Source organism: Flavisolibacter ginsengisoli DSM 18119 (assembly GCF_900129295.1).
Classification (GTDB): domain Bacteria; phylum Bacteroidota; class Bacteroidia; order Chitinophagales; family Chitinophagaceae; genus Flavisolibacter; species Flavisolibacter ginsengisoli.
Genome location: NZ_FQUU01000009.1, coordinates 1 through 17,939, shown reverse-complemented (window position 1 = coordinate 17,939; position 17,939 = coordinate 1). Strand labels below are relative to the sequence as shown.

17 protein-coding genes are annotated in these 17,939 nt (G+C 41.1%); 10 read left to right on the top strand and 7 right to left on the bottom strand.

Annotation, left to right across the window (positions count from 1 at the left end; genetic code table 11):
- Positions 1 to 97: 97 nt before the first annotated feature.
- From BUA53_RS11265 to BUA53_RS11255, 3 genes are read right to left on the bottom strand one after another with little or no spacing between them, the layout of a single operon-like run.
- Complete coding sequence (locus BUA53_RS11265) at positions 98 to 1,060, bottom strand: MlaD family protein (protein ID WP_084080010.1); 963 nt, start codon at positions 1,058 to 1,060, stop codon at positions 98 to 100.
- 10 nt (positions 1,061 to 1,070) lie between these two features.
- Positions 1,071 to 1,841, bottom strand: a complete 771-nt coding sequence (locus tag BUA53_RS11260) for an ABC transporter ATP-binding protein (protein WP_072835483.1) — start codon at positions 1,839 to 1,841, stop codon at positions 1,071 to 1,073.
- A gap of 14 nt (positions 1,842 to 1,855) precedes the next feature.
- Complete coding sequence (locus tag BUA53_RS11255) at positions 1,856 to 2,620, bottom strand: MlaE family ABC transporter permease (protein ID WP_072835482.1); 765 nt, start codon at positions 2,618 to 2,620, stop codon at positions 1,856 to 1,858.
- Positions 2,621 to 3,228: 608 nt separating this feature from the next.
- On the opposite strand from BUA53_RS11255, the gene BUA53_RS11250 reads away from it, so the two are divergent.
- Together BUA53_RS11250 and BUA53_RS11245 are read left to right on the top strand one after the other, a co-directional pair.
- The gene (locus BUA53_RS11250) at positions 3,229 to 4,458 is read left to right on the top strand and encodes a BamA/TamA family outer membrane protein (RefSeq protein WP_084080040.1); all 1,230 of its coding nucleotides are present in this window, start codon (positions 3,229 to 3,231) and stop codon (positions 4,456 to 4,458) included.
- A gap of 204 nt (positions 4,459 to 4,662) precedes the next feature.
- Positions 4,663 to 4,860: a hypothetical protein gene (locus tag BUA53_RS11245; RefSeq protein ID WP_072835481.1), complete on the top strand. Its 198-nt coding sequence runs from the start codon at positions 4,663 to 4,665 to the stop codon at positions 4,858 to 4,860.
- 470 nt (positions 4,861 to 5,330) lie between these two features.
- Here the strand turns inward: BUA53_RS11245 and BUA53_RS11240 are convergent, their stop codons facing one another.
- The gene (locus BUA53_RS11240) at positions 5,331 to 5,933 is read right to left on the bottom strand and encodes a hypothetical protein (RefSeq protein ID WP_072835480.1); all 603 of its coding nucleotides are present in this window, start codon (positions 5,931 to 5,933) and stop codon (positions 5,331 to 5,333) included.
- Between the two features lie 573 nt (positions 5,934 to 6,506).
- Between BUA53_RS11240 and BUA53_RS11230 the strand changes: the two genes are divergently transcribed.
- Positions 6,507 to 7,565 (top strand): glycoside hydrolase family 53 protein, encoded by a 1,059-nt coding sequence (locus BUA53_RS11230; RefSeq protein ID WP_072835478.1) that lies wholly within the window; start codon positions 6,507 to 6,509, stop codon positions 7,563 to 7,565.
- Between the two features lie 14 nt (positions 7,566 to 7,579).
- On the opposite strand, the gene BUA53_RS11225 is transcribed toward BUA53_RS11230, so the two are convergent.
- Entirely contained in the window at positions 7,580 to 8,047 is a 468-nt protein-coding gene (locus BUA53_RS11225; RefSeq protein WP_072835477.1) for an RrF2 family transcriptional regulator, read from the bottom strand.
- Positions 8,048 to 8,388: 341 nt separating this feature from the next.
- On the opposite strand from BUA53_RS11225, the gene spt reads away from it, so the two are divergent.
- The 7 genes from spt (at position 8,389) to BUA53_RS21650 (ending at position 16,188) form a co-directional block, all read left to right on the top strand.
- Positions 8,389 to 9,591 carry a serine palmitoyltransferase gene (gene spt / locus BUA53_RS11220; RefSeq protein ID WP_072835476.1) on the top strand — a complete coding sequence of 401 codons (1,203 nt, stop codon included), beginning with the start codon at positions 8,389 to 8,391 and terminating at the stop codon, positions 9,589 to 9,591.
- Positions 9,592 to 9,611: 20 nt separating this feature from the next.
- Positions 9,612 to 10,736, top strand: coding sequence for a hypothetical protein (locus BUA53_RS11215; protein WP_072835475.1), 1,125 nt, complete (start codon positions 9,612 to 9,614; stop codon positions 10,734 to 10,736).
- A gap of 15 nt (positions 10,737 to 10,751) precedes the next feature.
- Positions 10,752 to 11,762, top strand: a complete 1,011-nt coding sequence (locus tag BUA53_RS11210) for an NAD-dependent epimerase/dehydratase family protein (protein ID WP_072835474.1) — start codon at positions 10,752 to 10,754, stop codon at positions 11,760 to 11,762.
- Between the two features lie 113 nt (positions 11,763 to 11,875).
- Entirely contained in the window at positions 11,876 to 14,212 is a 2,337-nt protein-coding gene (locus BUA53_RS11205) for a nitric-oxide reductase large subunit (RefSeq protein WP_072835473.1), read from the top strand.
- 46 nt (positions 14,213 to 14,258) lie between these two features.
- Positions 14,259 to 14,660 carry a putative zinc-binding protein gene (locus BUA53_RS11200; RefSeq protein ID WP_072835625.1) on the top strand — a complete coding sequence of 134 codons (402 nt, stop codon included), beginning with the start codon at positions 14,259 to 14,261 and terminating at the stop codon, positions 14,658 to 14,660.
- A gap of 66 nt (positions 14,661 to 14,726) precedes the next feature.
- Positions 14,727 to 15,974: a peptidase U32 family protein gene (locus BUA53_RS11195; protein WP_072835472.1), complete on the top strand. Its 1,248-nt coding sequence runs from the start codon at positions 14,727 to 14,729 to the stop codon at positions 15,972 to 15,974.
- Positions 15,967 to 16,188 carry a ferredoxin gene (locus BUA53_RS21650; RefSeq protein WP_072835471.1) on the top strand — a complete coding sequence of 74 codons (222 nt, stop codon included), beginning with the start codon at positions 15,967 to 15,969 and terminating at the stop codon, positions 16,186 to 16,188. The genes BUA53_RS11195 and BUA53_RS21650 overlap by 8 nt, the downstream gene beginning before the upstream one ends.
- Before the next feature lie 79 nt (positions 16,189 to 16,267).
- On the opposite strand, the gene BUA53_RS11185 is transcribed toward BUA53_RS21650, so the two are convergent.
- Together BUA53_RS11185 and BUA53_RS11180 are read right to left on the bottom strand one after the other, a co-directional pair.
- Positions 16,268 to 16,843 (bottom strand): hypothetical protein, encoded by a 576-nt coding sequence (locus BUA53_RS11185; RefSeq protein ID WP_072835470.1) that lies wholly within the window; start codon positions 16,841 to 16,843, stop codon positions 16,268 to 16,270.
- Between the two features lie 172 nt (positions 16,844 to 17,015).
- A partial coding sequence (locus tag BUA53_RS11180) for a carbohydrate-binding protein (RefSeq protein WP_139256415.1) occupies positions 17,016 to 17,939 on the bottom strand: 924 nt, incomplete at its 5' end.

Genomic DNA, 17,939 nt, shown 5'->3' with positions numbered 1-17,939 from the left:
TGAAATATTTGATTAGTGTGATTTAAATAACCTATGATATTTTCCTCATTCGTATTCATGAACATAGGTTTTCTGTAGGATACGGTTGGTCAGGATATTATTGCTTTTCCTTTTCTTTCTTTTTCCTGTCTATAATAGCCTGTTGTGCTTTTTGTGCCGCTGCTTCAATTTCTGCCAAATCTGCATCGTTCATCTCTATATCTGTACTGTCTATATTAACAGCAGCAATAGCCGCAGCTTTTTCTTTTGCTTTGGCCTGTCTTTTAAAATAGCCTTTAAATAAAAAGTTGCCCTGCAGTGCTTTCATGTTTTCACTAAAACCGAAAGCTGCATCATTAATGGTTGCCATTGTGGTGCTGGCGTGTGCTGCTGTACCCTCCAGGCTTTTTGCTAAAGTATCATTGTAAAGCAACCTGCCTAATGACCCTTTACCGGCTTTGATCTCACCTGTAATGTCTGCCAGGGAACCTGTGAGATTTTGTGCATTCTGCATGGTTCCTTCTAATCCTTTAGCCAGGTCATCATGGTACAATAACCTGCCCATACTACCCTTACCTTCCCTGATTTGTATGGTAATTGCTGCCAGCTCACCCGAAATAATTTCTGCATTAGATGCAACCTTGGTTAGTTTGGCGATGCTTTTATCAAAATCCATAGGATTAATAGTAAGTATCCTGCTACCGTTGGCTAGAACTACAGTATTGGCTGCACCTGCTGTAATAGTGATCAATTTATCTCCCATTAATCCATCCGAGCCAATGCTGGCAAAAGAAGTGGATTTTAAAAAGGGTTTGATCTTCGACTGCAATACCATATCCACACGGATCATGGTGTCCGATATGATTGATATATCTTCTACGGTACCAACATTGATCCCTGCAAACCTGATATTATTTCCAACCTGTAAACCTCCAACATTATTGAATGTGCCATAAATATGAAAAGTATCTCCAAAAAGATTTTTCTTTTTTCCAATAATAAAGATGCCGGCTACCAGGATCAATACACCTATTACTGTAAACAGGCCTATCCGGGTCTTTTGAGACATTGTTGTTTTCATAATTAATTAATTATTTAAAAAATGAGCTCACCAGGTCATTGGGTGAGCTTTCTAATTCCTTATAACTTCCTTCTGCTATAAAAGCACCATCATTCATTACAAGTATCCTGTCGCCGGTGATTTCTGCACAGGCGATATCATGCGTAATAATAAGAGATGAGGTTTTGTATTTCTTTTGCATCTCCAGTATCAGCTCACTTATTTCACGTGAGGTAATAGGGTCCAGGCCCGTAGTTGGTTCATCATAGAGCATGATCTCTGGTTTCAGGATCAGGGTCCTGGCGAGCCCGATCCTTTTTCGCATCCCTCCCGAAAGATCTGAAGGCATTGCATCAATGGCACCTAATAATCCAACTCCCTCCAATACTTCTTCTATGCGTTGGTTGATCATGTCCATGTCTGTACTTCTTAATACCCGCGTTAAAGGAAATTCCAGATTTTCCCTTACTGTCATTGAATCATAAAGGGCTGCGCTTTGGAATAAGAATCCAACCTTTGTTCTGAGAAGCTTCAATTCATCATCTTTCAATCCTTTTACTTCCTGGCCAAATACTTTCAGGCTTCCTTCATCGTGGCTCAATAAGGCAACGATGCATTTGATAGTAACCGATTTACCTTGTCCGGATTTCCCAAGGACCACCAGGTTTTCACCCTTGAACAGGTCCATGGTTATATTGGTCAGTACCTTCTTTTTACCAAAGAATTTCTTCATGCCCTTAATCTGGACAACAGCTTCTTTATGATTTCCGTTTATAGCTCTTACTGTATTAATATTTTCCATTTTGTTTCTGGCTATTAACTATAAGCAAAAATGCTTGTAAGCTGCACTGCAATAGCATCCAGTACAATGATCCAAAGTGAAGCATTCACCACAGCAGAATTTGCAGCTACGCCTACGCTTTCAGTTCCCCTGTTAGAATTATAACCTTTATAGCAACCAATAAAGCCAATGGCAAAACCAAAGAATACGGTCTTGGCAACTGAAGGCAGCAGATCAGAAAAGGTTAAGGCATCAAAAGCCTTATTGAAATATAAAAGGAAAGTAAAATGTCCTCCCAGGTTAGAGGCAGTGAATCCACCCAGTATAGCCAGGGTATCTGCCATTAAGGTTAACACAGGAATCATGAGAATGCAGGCAAGAATTCGGGGAACTACCAGGTATTGCATTGGATTAGCTCCTGATACTTCCATGGCATCTATTTGCTCACTCACCTTCATACTTCCTAATTCCGCACCGATACTTGAGGAGATTTTACCCGCGCATATTAATGCGATAATTACAGGTCCTATTTCCCTTATTACAGAAATAGCAACCATGCTTGGTACAAAGCTTTCTGCACCAAATGCTTTTAGGGTAGGTTCAGATTGTAGGGTTAGTACAAACCCAAGGATGAAACCTGTAATGCCTACCAATGAAAAAGACTTGTATCCTATTATATAGCATTGCCTTATAAATTCATTCCATTCAAATCCCTGTCGAAATATATTTTTAAAGAACCCGGACATGAATTGCATCTGGTTCCCGGTTTCTTCCAGTACATTATTTATTTTGCCTGTCATGTATTTGAGTTTGGGTAATTATTTACTCCTGAGCTTATCATATACTTTTTAAACTTGTTTTAATTACAAGAGATTAATTTATCAAAGTGATAACCGGTAATTCTTCCTCGGAATATCTTTATCATTTTATTGTTGTTTAATGTTATTGATGCCTCCATGTTTTATAAAAAGATCTATCTATGGAGTTTTGTTATAAACCACTTATCGAAAAATAGTTCCCTTGAAGAAAAATACTGCCTGGCGATAAACAGTTACAGGAACGGTTTATATAACGGGGAAGTTGAAAGGAAATCAAAGCAGGATGAAGGTCTGAAATATTTAAAAGAGGATTGTTACACGATTATATATAATCCTTACATAATTCTTTGTTTTTTATGCTTTTAACAATTGATAGGAGCATGTATATCTAAAAAGAAGTAACAACTTTATATAAGGGTAGCATATATATAAAGCTTACTATGAAGAGGTGTGCGCGATCTTGGAGATAAACTTGTAGTACACAATGAATGCCGATTAAAGGAATTTCGAATAAGCATTTATTGCCTTGTCTAATCCAGCTTATGATAAAAAATAAAGCGCATCAGATTTATTGGCGGAAACCCAGAACATTGGCAAAAACAATAGTTCTTCTTTTAATGGTTCCTTTATTTCCCTGCCATTTGCATGCACAGGATGCCACCACCATCATCCCAAAAAACAATGCTAGCAAAACAGATACAGCCAGGCAGACTGACCTGATAGATATTGCCAAAAGCTTGTTTCATATCAAGCCTGGTAAGGTAAGAGAACAAAAAGACCAGAAGATATATTTTTCATTACTGCCAATTGGCGCTTCTGTTCCTGGAGGTACTGGCAGAGCTTTAGTTACAGCAACTACAGCAGGTATTTATTTAGGTCCACGCAGAACAACTAATTTGTCAACTGCTACGTTTGCACCGTATTGGAACTTTGGGGGAAGATTCGGGCTACCCCTGCGCACCAGCATATGGTTTCCCGGAAATACAAAAACGATCCAGGGCGATACCCGTTTTCTCGTTTATCCGCAGTTTACCTGGGGGTTAGGTAGTAGCCATGGCACTGATGAAAAAATGCTGGTTGATTATAAATACATCCGTTTCTATCAAAGCTGGCTCAATCGTGTCAGGTCCTATTTTTTTGCAGGCCTTGGTTATAACCTGGATTATCATTTCAATATCAATACACCAGATTCGTTGGTTGATCTGAAAACTTACACTGGTTACCCTTATGGTACGGGCAGAAATTCCTTTTCATCTGGCATAACTGTAAACCTGTTATATGATACACGTAACAATTCATTCAATCCCTTGCCTGGCTTTTATGGGAATATAATATACCGGGTGAATCCTCGTTTTTTAGGAAGCAATGACAACTGGCATTCGCTATATGTTGATGTTAGAAAATATTTGTCGCTGAATGCTGCAAATCCAAACCAGCAAAACAAATTGGCATTTTGGTCTTATATGTGGACCGTTCTAAATAAAAACAGTCCTTACCTCGATCTTCCCAATATTGGCGGCGATCCTTATAACCGTTCAGGCAGAGGGATAGATCAAAACCGTTATAGGGGCAGGACTTTATTTTACCTGGAAAGTGAATACAGGAGAGATATTACACGAAATGGATTATTGGGATTTGTGGTTTTTGCCAATACAAATACGGTCAGTGGTTCAGGTACTTTATTTACTTCCTGGCATCCGGCTATGGGAGCCGGGCTGAGGATCAAATACAATAAAGGATCCAATACCAATATTGGTATTGATTATGGAATAAGTAAAGGTTTCAGTTCAATCATGTTGAACCTGGGTGAGGCTTTCTGATCATATTTATAAAATACCAACAATACATTTCTAAAATTCCAGGTAAGATTTATGGGTAACTGAAAAGGTTTAATATGGCAGTATGACATATGCTAAATGATAATAATTAACGCAGTCCTACTATTAAATTGCCTACCTTTCCCCAATCACCAATTGAAGAGGTTACTCTAAAATATTCTTCTCCTTCAATTAACTCTTAGGTCAATGAAAAAAGTTACTATCGTTTTTGCATCATGGAAAGACCTGTGGGATTTCCAAAACCATGTCCGTTCTGATAATTTTGATATCGTTCAAAACTCCTGTGAATTGAAAGGCCAGTTTTCCGATGATGAGATTTCTTTTGCTGTCAATGTTATGAAAGCAAAGCTTGTAGAAGAGGGTGAAGTCAAAATGAAAGGTTGACAAGTTAACTGGTTGAAATGTTAACAAGGTGCGTAAGCAAGTCAAAAGTAAAAAGTAAGAAATATTAAACCTTTGATGTTTATTAGATACTGCTATACCAAGTAGTAATTGTAGTATCATTTTTCAAACATAATTCTGTGCGCAATTGGTCACTTTTCGTCCTGTCTTTCCCGATGAATGGCGGAATCATCCTTATGAAGAAAGGAGCTATGGCAAAAGCATAATTGTTCATCGAAACAATAAATCCTCTTCACCCTAAAAAACAAATTAATTATTGTGGTTAACCAGAACTCCTTTGCGTATTCTTTGCGTGAATTCTCTCTTTGCGCACTTAGCGATACTCAGTAACGCAAAGTGCGCCAAGATGTTCGCAAAGGATCGCAAAGATGAATACTATAAAACTTGTCTGCACGAGTAGTTCACTCTGACTTAAGAAACTACAAACTACACACTACAAACTACAAACTTCCTTAAACAGCATGTTTAAGGAGAAATATTGGGACCTGGTAATCCGAAGGAAAATCTCCTTCAAACTTTATCTTCCAGTCATAATCCTCCATATATAGTTGAAAGTACTCTGTGTCTTCAGCAGTAAGTGGTGCTGTCACAGTAATATCGAGCCTGTTCTTCACCTTCTTTACCTTTTCTTTCTTTGGCTCTTTAAGCCTTGCTTCCAGTTCCTTTTCAAAGGAAGCCAGCAGCAGCATAAACTGCTCCAGGTTCAAAGAGATTCGCTTTTGCTCGGAAAGGAAGCTATACAGGGCAGTGAATACATCCCCTTTAGCCATTCCCTGCTTTAAACCAACAATAGCTATGGTCCTCACCTGTATAAACAAATGCCTGTATCTTCTTTTAGTGGGTACAAAGCGGTAGATGATGGAAGACATGATATTGCCTGTACCAAACCTCTGAGCGCTTCTCCTGCTTCCTTCAAAGGCAGGGTCCTTCCAGAAGCGCTTAGAGTCCACTCCGGGCAGCATTCTTACCAGGTAGCCCCACAGCTGATCATAATAAAAGTTGGTATCACCATCCACTGTACCTGTTGCCTTAACGTATCCTGTTTGCTTTGCCATATGATATTAGATTTTATAACTGTAAAACTACACACAGGCAAACAGTCACTTTCCCGTTTGGGCACGTTTGGGAACGAATGGGCTCAAAATGGCACGAATTGGCACGTTTGGGAATGTTTGGGAGTGGAAGTTGAAAGTTAACAGGTTGACAAGATGATAAGGAAGATATCTATAATAGATTTTACCTTTTACCAGGAGCTGTGCAATCTTTTGATCCTTTGCGCACTTTTGTTGCTTTTCCCTTCCTTGAGCATTGAACATTGAGCATTGCTTATTGAACATTATTCAACCTTCAACCTTCTACCTTCTTTCTGCCTACCTTCTCCCAACCAAAGCCCTACTAACAGTATAGATACTGCGTGATGATCACGCAGTATCTATACCGGAGCTATACAGTTGATAGGGCGTTGATAGGAAGAAGACCGGGAGGAAATGGGTGCACAGTATGCCGGAGACCGGGCGAAAGCACAATGATGCCCGTTTCAATCATTGGCTATATTTATTATGCTGATGAAGATCACAGGAGATCTTGCCCTGGAAGGTTATTTTTACGAACCTAAAAAATTTTAGTTGATGCCGGTTGATAGATTTAAAACATGGAAAACGCTCTCCTTTTCCCTGGTTCTTATTATGTGTGGGCTGATGGCCTGCCATAAAAAAGAGATGGCTCCTGTTCCGGAACCTACCCCCCCTGCATCAGCATTTGTTTTTGCAAAAGGAGCAGATATTAGCTGGCTCACGGAAATGGAAGCTTCAGGTGTAAAATTTTATAATCCTGTAGGCAATCAAAAGGATTGCATGGCAATATTGAAAGAAATGGGCTTGAATACCGTTCGCCTTAGGGTATGGGTGGATCCACAAGCTGGTTGGAATAATAAGGCAGATGTAATAGCCAAGGCTGTGCGGGCTAAAAGCATGGGTATGCGTATCATGATCGATTTTCATTATAGCGATACCTGGGCTGATCCAGGGAAGCAGGGAAAGCCTGCCGCCTGGGCCAATCTCTCTGTTTCCGATTTGCAAGTCGCCATTGAAACACACACTACAGGTGTATTGAATGCATTAAAAGCGCAGGGTATAGAGCCTGCATGGGTGCAAGTGGGTAATGAAACAAATGATGGGATGCTTTGGCCTGAAGGAAGGGCATCTACCAATATGAAGACGTTTGCCAAATTCATTGCTTCGGGGTATAGAGCCGTAAAAGCTGTTTTTCCAAATGCAAAGGTGATCGTTCATCTTTCTGATGGCTTTAATAATACAATGTATCGCTGGTTATTTGATGGCCTTAAGAATAATGGGGCTACCTGGGATGTAATCGGGATGTCACTATATCCACAACCATCTAACTGGACCATGCTGAATATGCAATGCCTGGACAATATGGAAGATATGGTATCGAGGTACCAAACCGAGGTTATGGTAGTGGAGGTAGGGATGAGTTGGGACCAGGAGGCGAGCTGCCGATCCTTCCTGGAAGATATTATTTCCAAAACAAAATCCCTTCCAGGTAATAAAGGCCTTGGAGTTTTATACTGGGAGCCTGAAGCATATGCTAACTGGAACGGGTATACTCTAGGTGCATTTGATAACAGGGGAGTGCCCACTACTGCATTGAATGCTTTTCGTAACTGAGCCTATGGCTATTATTATTTTGTAACCCTTGTCTTTTTCCTGGGACGGAAATTGGCCAGGAAGCGTTCGCCGGTTTTTAATTCCTTCGCCAGGTCGCGTATGGTCTTGGTTTCAAACAAACGAATTAACTGTTGCTTGATCGGTTTATATTGAAAATGCATAGGGCAGGGCTGGGCTTCTGAACAGGCCTTAAGGCCTAACACACATTTGGTAAAAACATCATCCTCTTTTATCGTTTCAAGTATGGTCCTTATAGATAAACCCTTCGCTTTTTCGGTAATATAAAATCCTCCGTTAGGTCCACGAACAGAACTGATCACCTCATTATCTTTTGTAAGTAGTTGTAATATTTTTGCAGTGAAGGACCTTGGGGCATCAATTGATTTGGCAATTTCTTCAATACCCAGCTTGTTATCTTCACTACTTTTCTGGGCTATATAAATGGTGGCACGAAGAGCGTATTCGGCAGTTTTTGAAAACATCTGGCTATAATTTACTAGATCAAAACTGATTTACAGGCAAAATAAGGCAACCTTCCTGTTTTTACCATAATAATATTCAAGATATAATCAATTCAAAATCAGGGAGGCTTTGTATTAAAGACTTTTTGATCCTTTTTAGGGTTGTATGAGTATTGGTTGATTCCTATATTTTTTAATAGTTCAAATAAGCGGATTGGTAAATAAATAAAGATAAAATTGTCTTTATTTATTACATTTGTTCTCATAGTTGCGCAATTATAAACCATTGGCCTGCCACCGTTCTGTTTTCACCACCCTATACAAACCAGGTAAATCAACGCAGGCTATCATTAAAAAGATCTATGATACAACAAGCTTTATTGGAAAAGTTTGAGCAGTTTACCGCTCCGAATGAATTAAAAAGGGCTGGCATTTATCCTTACTTCCGGCCTATTGAAGAGAACCATGATACAGAGGTGATAATACATGGCAGGAAACTGCTGATGTTTGGATCTAACAGCTATATGGGATTGACCAACCATCCCAAAGTGAAGGAGGCAGCAAAAAAAGCTATTGACCGCTTTGGCAGCAGTTGTTCCGGGTCCAGGTTTTTAAATGGCACTTCTCAACTGCACATTGAACTGGAAGAAAAGCTGGCAGCATTTACCGGGAAGGAAGCCGCGCTGGTATATAGCACTGGTTTTCAAACCAACCTTGGCACAGTGGCCTCTATGGTAGGACGGCATGGTGTGATCATTCTTGACGAACTGGATCATGCTTCCATTATTGAAGGCAGCCGGTTGTCATTTTCCAGGGTACTGAAGTTTGCTCATAATGATATGAATGACCTGGAAGGTATATTAAAAACCTTTCCTCATGATAAAGTAAAGATGATCGTGATTGATGGAGTGTTCAGCATGGAAGGTGACATATGCAACCTTCCAGAGATCACAAGGCTGGCTGAAAAGTATGGTGCGCTGGTGATGGTTGATGATGCACATGCTCTTGGTGTAATTGGAAACCAGGGCAGGGGCACTGCAGATCATTTTAACCTCACTGACCAGGTGGATATTATCATGAGTACCTTCAGTAAGTCACTGGCTTCAATAGGAGGCTTTGTGGCTTCAACAAAAGACGTAATAAATTATTTGAAACACCACTCCCGTCCCATGATCTTCAGTGCAAGTATCCCTCCATCTGCTGCTGCGGCAGCACTGGCGGCACTGGAGATCATACAGGAGGAGCCGGAAAGAATGGAAGCCTTATGGGACAACACGCATTATATTTCAAAAGCAATTAGAGACATAGGATTCGATACCAACACTTCCGAAACGCCTATTATTCCCTTCTATATCCGTGACAACCAGGTCACCTTTCAATTTACACAACGACTATATGAAGAAGGCATCTTTGTTAACCCTGTAGTATCGCCTGCAGTTCCCAGTGACTCATCGCTGATCCGTATGTCTATTATGGCAACCCATACACGTTGCCAGCTGGATGAAGCTATTGGAAAGATCGAGCAGATAGCCAGTGAGTTGCAGGTGTTTGCAGAGCGCCACTGATCATTAAAAGAAGAAGAGCTATGAGTATTGTTATAAAAGAAGTGCAGGGTAAAAAAGACCTTGCTGCATTTATTGACCTTCCTTACAGGTTGTACAAGAACCATCCCTATTATATACCACCTTTGCGCTTTGACGAAGAGGCTACTTTAAGAAAAGATAAGAATCCCGCATTTGAATATTGCGAGGCACGTTACTGGCTTGCCTATAAGGGTAACAGGGTAGTGGGGCGCATTGCTGGCATTATTAACAAGGCCTATATTGAAAAATGGAAAGACAGGCATATTCGTTTTGGCTGGATAGATTTTGAAGAAGATGAAGCTATCGTGAAAGCGCTGATGCAACAAGTGGAAGAATGGGGAAGGGAGCTTGGAATGGATGCAGTTCACGGGCCACTTGGTTTTACAGATCTTGATCATGAAGGAACTTTAATTGAAGGCTTTGACCAGGTGGGCACGCTTGCTGCTTTGTATAACTATCCTTACTACCCGGTATTGATGGAAAAGCAGGGCTACCAAAAGCATACAGACTGGGTGGAATACAGGGTAAAGGTGCCCCAGCGCATGGATGAAAAGCTGGAGAAGATCGCTTCTATTGTTGAAAGACGATTGCAGTTGAAAGTAATGCGTTTTAAGAAGGCAAAAGAGTTGCTGCCTTATGCTCCAGCCATTTTTGACCTGATCAATACAGCTTATTCAGATCTATATGGAGTTGTACCTCTTACGCAACGACAAATTGATTATTATACCAAACAATATTTCTCTTTTATCAAGGCAGATTTTGTATCGCTTATCCTTGATAAAGATGATAAGTTAGCAGCATTTGGTATCACTATGCCATCTTTGTCCAAAGCCCTGCAGCGGTCGGGTGGAAGACTGTTTCCCTTTGGATTTTTACACCTGTTACAAGCAATGCGTAAAAACAACACTGCCGACCTGTTGATGGTAGCCATTCGCAAAGACCTGCAGGGAAAGGGTGTGAATTCTTTACTTATGTCTGAGACATTAAAATCTTACATACGCAACGGGATACAGTTTGCAGAAACAAACCATGAGCTGGAGGACAATAAAAAGGTACAGTCTTTATGGGAACATTTCGATGCTACATTGCACAAAAGAAGAAGGTGTTATATCAAACAGCTTCAATGAATAATTTGACAGGTAATGAAGAAACGAATACTGATAACAGGAGCAAGTGGCTTTATTGGCAGCTTCCTGGTAGATGAAGCTATTGCCAATGGGTATGAAGTATGTGCGGGCGTCAGGCGTTCAAGTAATAAGCAGTACCTGCAGCATACAGGGGTGCGCTTTCTTGAAATGGATCTTTCTTCAGCCAATCAATTAGAGGGTCAGTTGCAGGCTTTTAAAAATCAATATGGCCATTTTGATCATATCATTCATAATGCTGGCATAACACAGGCGCATAAAAAGGAAGACTTCCATACTGTTAATTATGAATACACCAAAAACCTCGTTGAAGCGCTGGGCGGTGCGGCTATAGTGCCTGAAAAATTTATCCTGGTCAGTTCACTGGCCGCCTATGGGCCAGGCAATGAACATAAGATGCAACCCATAAAGCTATCAGATGAGCAAAACCCCATATCAGCGTATGGCAGGAGCAAAATGAAGGCTGCGGATTATATAAAGTCGCTTGAACATCTTCCTTTTATCATTATCCATCCAACGGCTGTTTATGGCCCGCGTGATAAAGATTTTTTCCAGTTTATTAAGCTCGTAAATAATGGCATTGAGCCCTATGTAGGGCGACATACCCAAATGATCTCACTGATCTATGTTAAGGACCTGGCTAAGGCAATAATAGCTTTGCTTAGCTCACGGGAAGTGCGGCGTTCCTTTATAGTTTCAGATGGTATGGATTATAATAAAGAACAGTTAGGGCTCGAGGCAAAATTATGTCTTGGAAAGAAGACTGTTAAGGTAAAGCTTCCATTGCGACCTGTTCAAATGAGCATTTCTGCCATTGAATCTGTGAACCAGCTTGTATTTAAAAAGCTTCCCTTTATCAACCGTGAAAAGCTCAATGAGATCAGCAGTGCCAACTGGCTTTGCGATAGCAAGGAAGTTTGGGGCCATTTAGGTAAAAAGCCTGCCTATTCTTTGAAACAGGGAATAGAAGAAACCATATCCTGGTACAGGAGCAATGGCTGGCTGTAATCTTTTTCAATATTGCTTTTGATGCTAAGTATGAAAATGAATGATTTAACCGGTTGCAATAATTAAGGATAAAAATATCTTTAATTAGTATATTGAGGTACAATCTGCTGTTTATGAGACAAAAAAACTTCATCAGTTATTTACTGAATCCAAAGAATTGGTGGTTGCCATTGCTTGTGATCTTCACCATCAGCGTGGTAGGTGTAACCATGATTGGTATACACACGTATACGGAAGCACCTCCGCTTCCTGATTATTCTACTTCAAAAGGTACCAGGGTGTTTAGCAAAGATGATATTCTACAGGGCCAGGCAGTATTTCAGAAGTATGCCCTTATGGAATATGGAAGCATGTTTGGTGATGGTGCCAACAGGGGTCCTGATTTTACAGCGGAAGGATTGCACCAGGTAACATTATACATGAACCGGTTTTATGCTTCAGGATTAAAAGGTGGCAGCAATGATAACCTATTACGCCAGGGTATGAAACAGCAGGTAAAGAAGGAGATCAAATCAAATAGGTACAATGCTTCTGACAATACAGTTGTACTGTCAGATGCACAAGCCTATGCAGCCACCCAGCTTGTAAACTATTATACAGCAAAGTTTACAGATCCTGCTTCACCTGGGGCTTTCAGGCCAGCGGGGTATCTTTCCAATGCTGCCGAGATCAGGTCTTTTACAGCCTTTGTTTTTTGGGGGGCCTGGGTATGTGGTGTTGAAAGACCTGGTAAAACATACAGCTATACACATAACTGGCCGTTTGATCCACAGGCAGGTAATACGCCAAGTGCAGCTATTGTTTTATGGAGCATCATTGGGTCTTTGGGATTGATCATCGGGTTAGGCCTGGTGCTATATTACCATGGACGGATGGACAAGCTGGATGATAATGCTTTTATAAACAAGTCATCCAACTTCATGACCCGCAAAGCAGTGCAAAGATTCAGGCCCGATGCTATTCAAAGAGCTACCTATAAATTTTTCTATACTGCTATCATCCTTTTTGCCGTCCAGGTATTGTCAGGCATTTTGACTGTGCATGATTTTGTAGGATTTGTGCGGTTCTTCGGGTGGGATATTTCAACGCTGTTGCCAGTTACCATTACCCGGAGCTGGCATGTGCAATTATCACTTTTGTGGATTTCAGCCTGCTGGGTAGGTGCTTCTATTTTTGTGATGCCGCTAATCTTGAAGGTGCAGCCAAAAAAACAATTACTGTTAGTCAATTCTGTTTATTGGTTGCTGGTAGCAACTGTGGCCGGATCAATGGCCGGTATATTTATGGGGCCGCATGGATTACTTTCCAATTGGTATTGGTTGGGTCACCAGGGTTGGGAATATATCGAATTGGGCAAACTGTGGCAGGTACTTCTTGCAGCTGCCCTGGTTCTCTGGGTCATTACCTTATACAGGGGCATCCGGCCTGTGATGAAATGGGGACAACCATGGGCCTTACCAAACTGGATGGTGTATACCACTGCCAGCATTCTTCTTTTGCTTATTTCAGGGTTTATAGCTAGCCCTAAAACTAATTTTGTAATAGCAGACTTCTGGCGCTGGTGTGTAATACACATGTGGGCAGAAGCATTCTTTGAAGTATTCACTACTGTGCTTATTGGATACTTCATGGTGTTAATGGGATTGGTAAGCCGGCAGGCAACCATTCGTGTTATTTACCTGGCCACTTTATTATTCCTCGGGTCCGGACTACTGGGGATATCTCATAATTTCTACTGGAATGCCAAGCCTGTAGGTACAATGGCATTGGGCTCTGTGTTTTCTACCCTGCAGGTGATACCTCTTGTTTTGTTAACGCTTGAGGCCTGGAGGTTTAGTAAAATGCCGGGACTTTTGGAAAAAAATTCGGGTGCTACCGCAAGCAGTGAACAATTTGGATTCAAAGAGGTGTTCCTGTTTTTGATAGGTGTTAACTTCTGGAATTTCTTTGGTGCCGGTGTGCTGGGTTTTATCATCAACCTGCCAATCGCCAATTATTATGAGCATGGCACCTATTTAACCGTTAACCATGGGCATGCCGCGTTGATGGGGGTTTATGGCAACCTGGCACTTGCGGCAGTATTATTCTGTTGCCAGCTATTATGCAAAAGTTGGTGGTGGAAACCTAATACGGTGCGCATCATCTTCTGGTCTATAAATGTTGGTTTGATATTAATGGTTTTTCTTGACTTATTCCCGGTAGGTATATGGCAGTTCCAGACAGTTGCCGAGAAAGGATTCTGGTTTGCCAGGAGCAGCAGTTTTATTGAGAGTAAAGGGTTTCAAACATTTACCTGGCTGAGGATTTTAGGTGGTGCTTTATTCACACTCGGAGGTGTATTTCCACTATTATGGTTGATGATAAAAGGAAGCAGTAAGGTGAAAAGAAATATACCGGGACTGGAAAAATTAAAAGCTGGCAGTGAGCTCGTAAATGAAGCTATTTATTGAACTTAAAAGTATTTCTAACGTTTATCTACAAGTGAAAATAAAAATTATGAAACATACAGAAGAAAAGTTGCCTCTTGTATATTCATGTTCCGGCTGTTCCAGTTCCGCTCAAATGGCTAATTACCTGGCCGTGCAACTGGACCGCCAGGGAGTTGCCGAAATGTCCTGCATTGCGGGTGTGGGAGGCAATGTTAAAAAGCTGGTTAAGACCGCTACCTCAGGTAGAAAAATCATAGTGATAGATGGTTGTCCCCTGGCGTGTTCAAAACACTGTCTTGAAAACCATGCTGTAAATGCTGACTTATACTTTGACCTGTCTTTAATGGGGGTAAGTAAAAAACTGCATGAAGATTTTTGTCATTTACAGGCAAAGGCGCTTCTCATTCAATTGAAGCAGGTTATCGACCCTTCCTTTAAAAAATCCAGGTTGAATTCTATCCCCCTTTGAATCATGTAGTATGTTCCCCTTCCTTTTGAAGGGAGGGTAAAGACTATTTATTAATGGTAACTATCAATGAAGAACAATAAGGTAGAGTTGCTGGCCCCGGTAGGGTCATTTGAATGCCTGCAGGCTGCAGTGAAGGCAGGTGCCGACTCATTTTATTTTGGAGTGGAGCAACTGAATATGAGGGCGCGCTCAATCAATCCTTTTACTATAAATGATATAAAGGAGATCGTTTCCATAGCTCGGAGAAATAAGGTGAAAGCCTATCTTACTTTGAATACGGTGATGTATGAACACGATATGCAACTGCTTCATACGGTATTAAAAGAGGCTAAAAAACGGAAGGTTGATGCTGTTATCGCATCTGATTTTGCAGTGATCCGCATGTGTAATGAATTAGGTATTCCCCTGCATATATCTACGCAGGCTAATGTTTGTAACCTGGAATCTGTGCTGTTCTTTGCTGCTTTTTCCGATGTCATTGTGCTGGCCAGGGAATTAACCCTTAAACAGGTGGAACAACTATCTAAAGAGATAAGGCGCCGGGGCATCAAGGGGGTATCTGGTGAGCCACTTCGCCTGGAGGTATTTGTCCATGGGGCATTGTGTATGGCGGTTTCCGGTAAATGTTACCTGAGCCTGCACGAGCAGAATGCTTCTGCCAACAGGGGGGCATGTCTTCAAAATTGCCGGCATTCCTATAAGGTTATTGATACAGAGACCAACCAGGAATTGATGGTGGATAATGAATACATCATGTCTGCCAAAGATCTCTGTACTATTGATATTCTTGACCAGGTAGTTAACAGCGGTGTGGATGTTATAAAGATAGAAGGTCGCACAAAAGGCCCCGAATACGTTTATACAACCACCCGGTGTTATAGAGAAGCACTGGATGCCATAGCTGATGGAAGTTATTCACCAATAAAAGTTGGGGCCTGGAAAAGGGAACTGGAAAAAGTATATAACCGTGGATTTTGGGAGGGATACTACCTGGGAAGGAAATTAGGCGAGTGGACAGAAGATCCTGGCTCCAGGGCAACAGAAAAGAAAGTCTATATCGGTAAAGGCACAAAATATTATCCCAGGATAGGGGTTGGAGAATTTATAGTGGAAGCCGGAACAATAAAAAGAGGTGATACCCTCATGGTGACGGGCCCGGCATTTGGACTTATAAAGAATAAAATGGAAAAGCTGGTAGTGAATGGAGAAGAGTCTTCGGCGGCTTTCAAAGGTGATAGGATCACTTTTAAAATTACTGAGAAGATCACGGCAAAGGATAAACTTTATAAAATAATAGAAACAGACCTTGTTTAAGATCATTCATTATAGGAATAAGTGTATTGGCTGCGGCATATGTTATGAGTTGCAACCACAATTCTGGCGGATGAGTAAAAAGGACGGCAAAGCTGTTTTATTAAATGCAACGGTAAAAAATGATTTGCACATTCTTCCTTTGCCTGTGAACGAAAAAGAATTTACGGGCCAGGTATCTAATGCCTGTCCTGCCAGGGTTATTAAGATCATGTGATCATTATGCAATTACTACACAATGGGAAATAAAAAAGCTCCTGTTTAAAGGAGCTCTTTTTTAATTTCTATATCCCCGACTATTTAGTATAAACAATCTTGGCTACATCATTATTTGGAAGGGAGTATACACTGTTGTAAGAATAGAATGCTGAATAGGCAACTGACTGGTTCTTATCCTGCACCAGTGCATTTTGCTTATCTATTGCTGCCTGGTTGCTATTCAATACGCTTACGAATTTAAAAAGCCTGGTTATAGTAACTTTTATATACTTAGTTCCATTCACCGTCGTTTCGGAAGTTGTTTTCTGGCTTGGGTGGACATCATTCAGGTTAATGGGAACCCAATCAGTGGCAACACCTGCTGAATTAGCCAAAGCAGTAAAATGAAGGCCTTTGAGGTATGAATTGGAAAAATCCTGCGTCAGGTGCAGTGCCCATGAACGTTGGTATTCTGTTGGGTCTACCAAAAAGTTCACCACCTGGTTGAAATCCAGGCGCAATGTATCCTGGTCAACTGTTGTTTTGACAACCTGGTCACTAACATCAAATTTTATTGTGTAAGGATTATTAGGGTCAATGGGTACTTCTTTACTGTTTTTAGTGCAAGCTGAAAAAATAATTGTTACTAGGGCAATGGACAGGATGCGTTTCATATTAGGTGTTTTATAGTTTGCTAAAGTTTTCAAATAGGGTGAAATTAAAATTGGTGTCGTTTCCGAAAGTGCTTACTTCATTTTTATACTAAAATGAAGTACTGCTTTACCTAATATTCATCGAGTCATATCGGTAAAGCAGTAGTTCATTTATTACATAGAGGTTTAATAATTAAAGTTTAATGATCTTCCTTGTTTCTTTCTTTCCATTCATATCAATCAGTAAAAGGTATTCACCCTTTGGCAGCTCTGAGATAGAAAGATCTGTTCTGAAAATATCACTTGCCTTGTTTACTGAGAATTGCTTTTGCAAAACTCCTGCCATGTTTACTACCTGTATCTTCATTGTTCCTGAAAAAGAGTTTTGAAGTGTCATAGAAAACCGATCCCTGACAGGATTTGGATAAATTGCTGCAGTTGAAATTGTGGTCTCCATTTGTTCCCTTACAGGGGCAGCGGCTATTCTTCCAGCTACCACATTGGAACTTGCAATTTCCAGCCAGTTGATGTTAAAGCCTTGCGCTGAAGTTGACAGTATTCTCAGTGTTTGCGGGCCTGCTGTAAGGTTCACCGTTACGGTCACTGTTTGCCATGCCTGGTATCCACCTGTTGATGGAAGGTTCACGGAGGCAAGCACAGTAGCGCCGTTTTTCACCTGAAGGCTTGCAGTGCTGTAAGGCGTTGCTATTCTCAGTTTTAAAGTATAGATACCAGAAGTGGAAGGGTTAATGGCATAATCCATCCAGTCGCCATTATCTATCCAACCCACATCCAGTGTACCGCCTACGTCAGAGCTATTTTCAGTAAGCACACCACTCATAGCGCTCCAGTTCTCTGCTTCAATGTGCAGGGAAGAACCTGAAGGAACGGAGGCGTTCACGGTCACCACCACATCATCTGTGGCAGTAGCACCGCTGTTGTCTGTTACAGTAAGACGGAAGGTATAGCTGCCTTGAGTAAGACCTGTTACAGTGGTAGAAGCAGAAGAAGGAGAAGTAATGGTAGCTGCTCCGCCGGATAACTTGGTCCAGCTGTAAGAAGCTATAGTTCCATCTGCATCTGTGCCGCTTCCCGTTAAGGTAACAGAGCTTGCAGG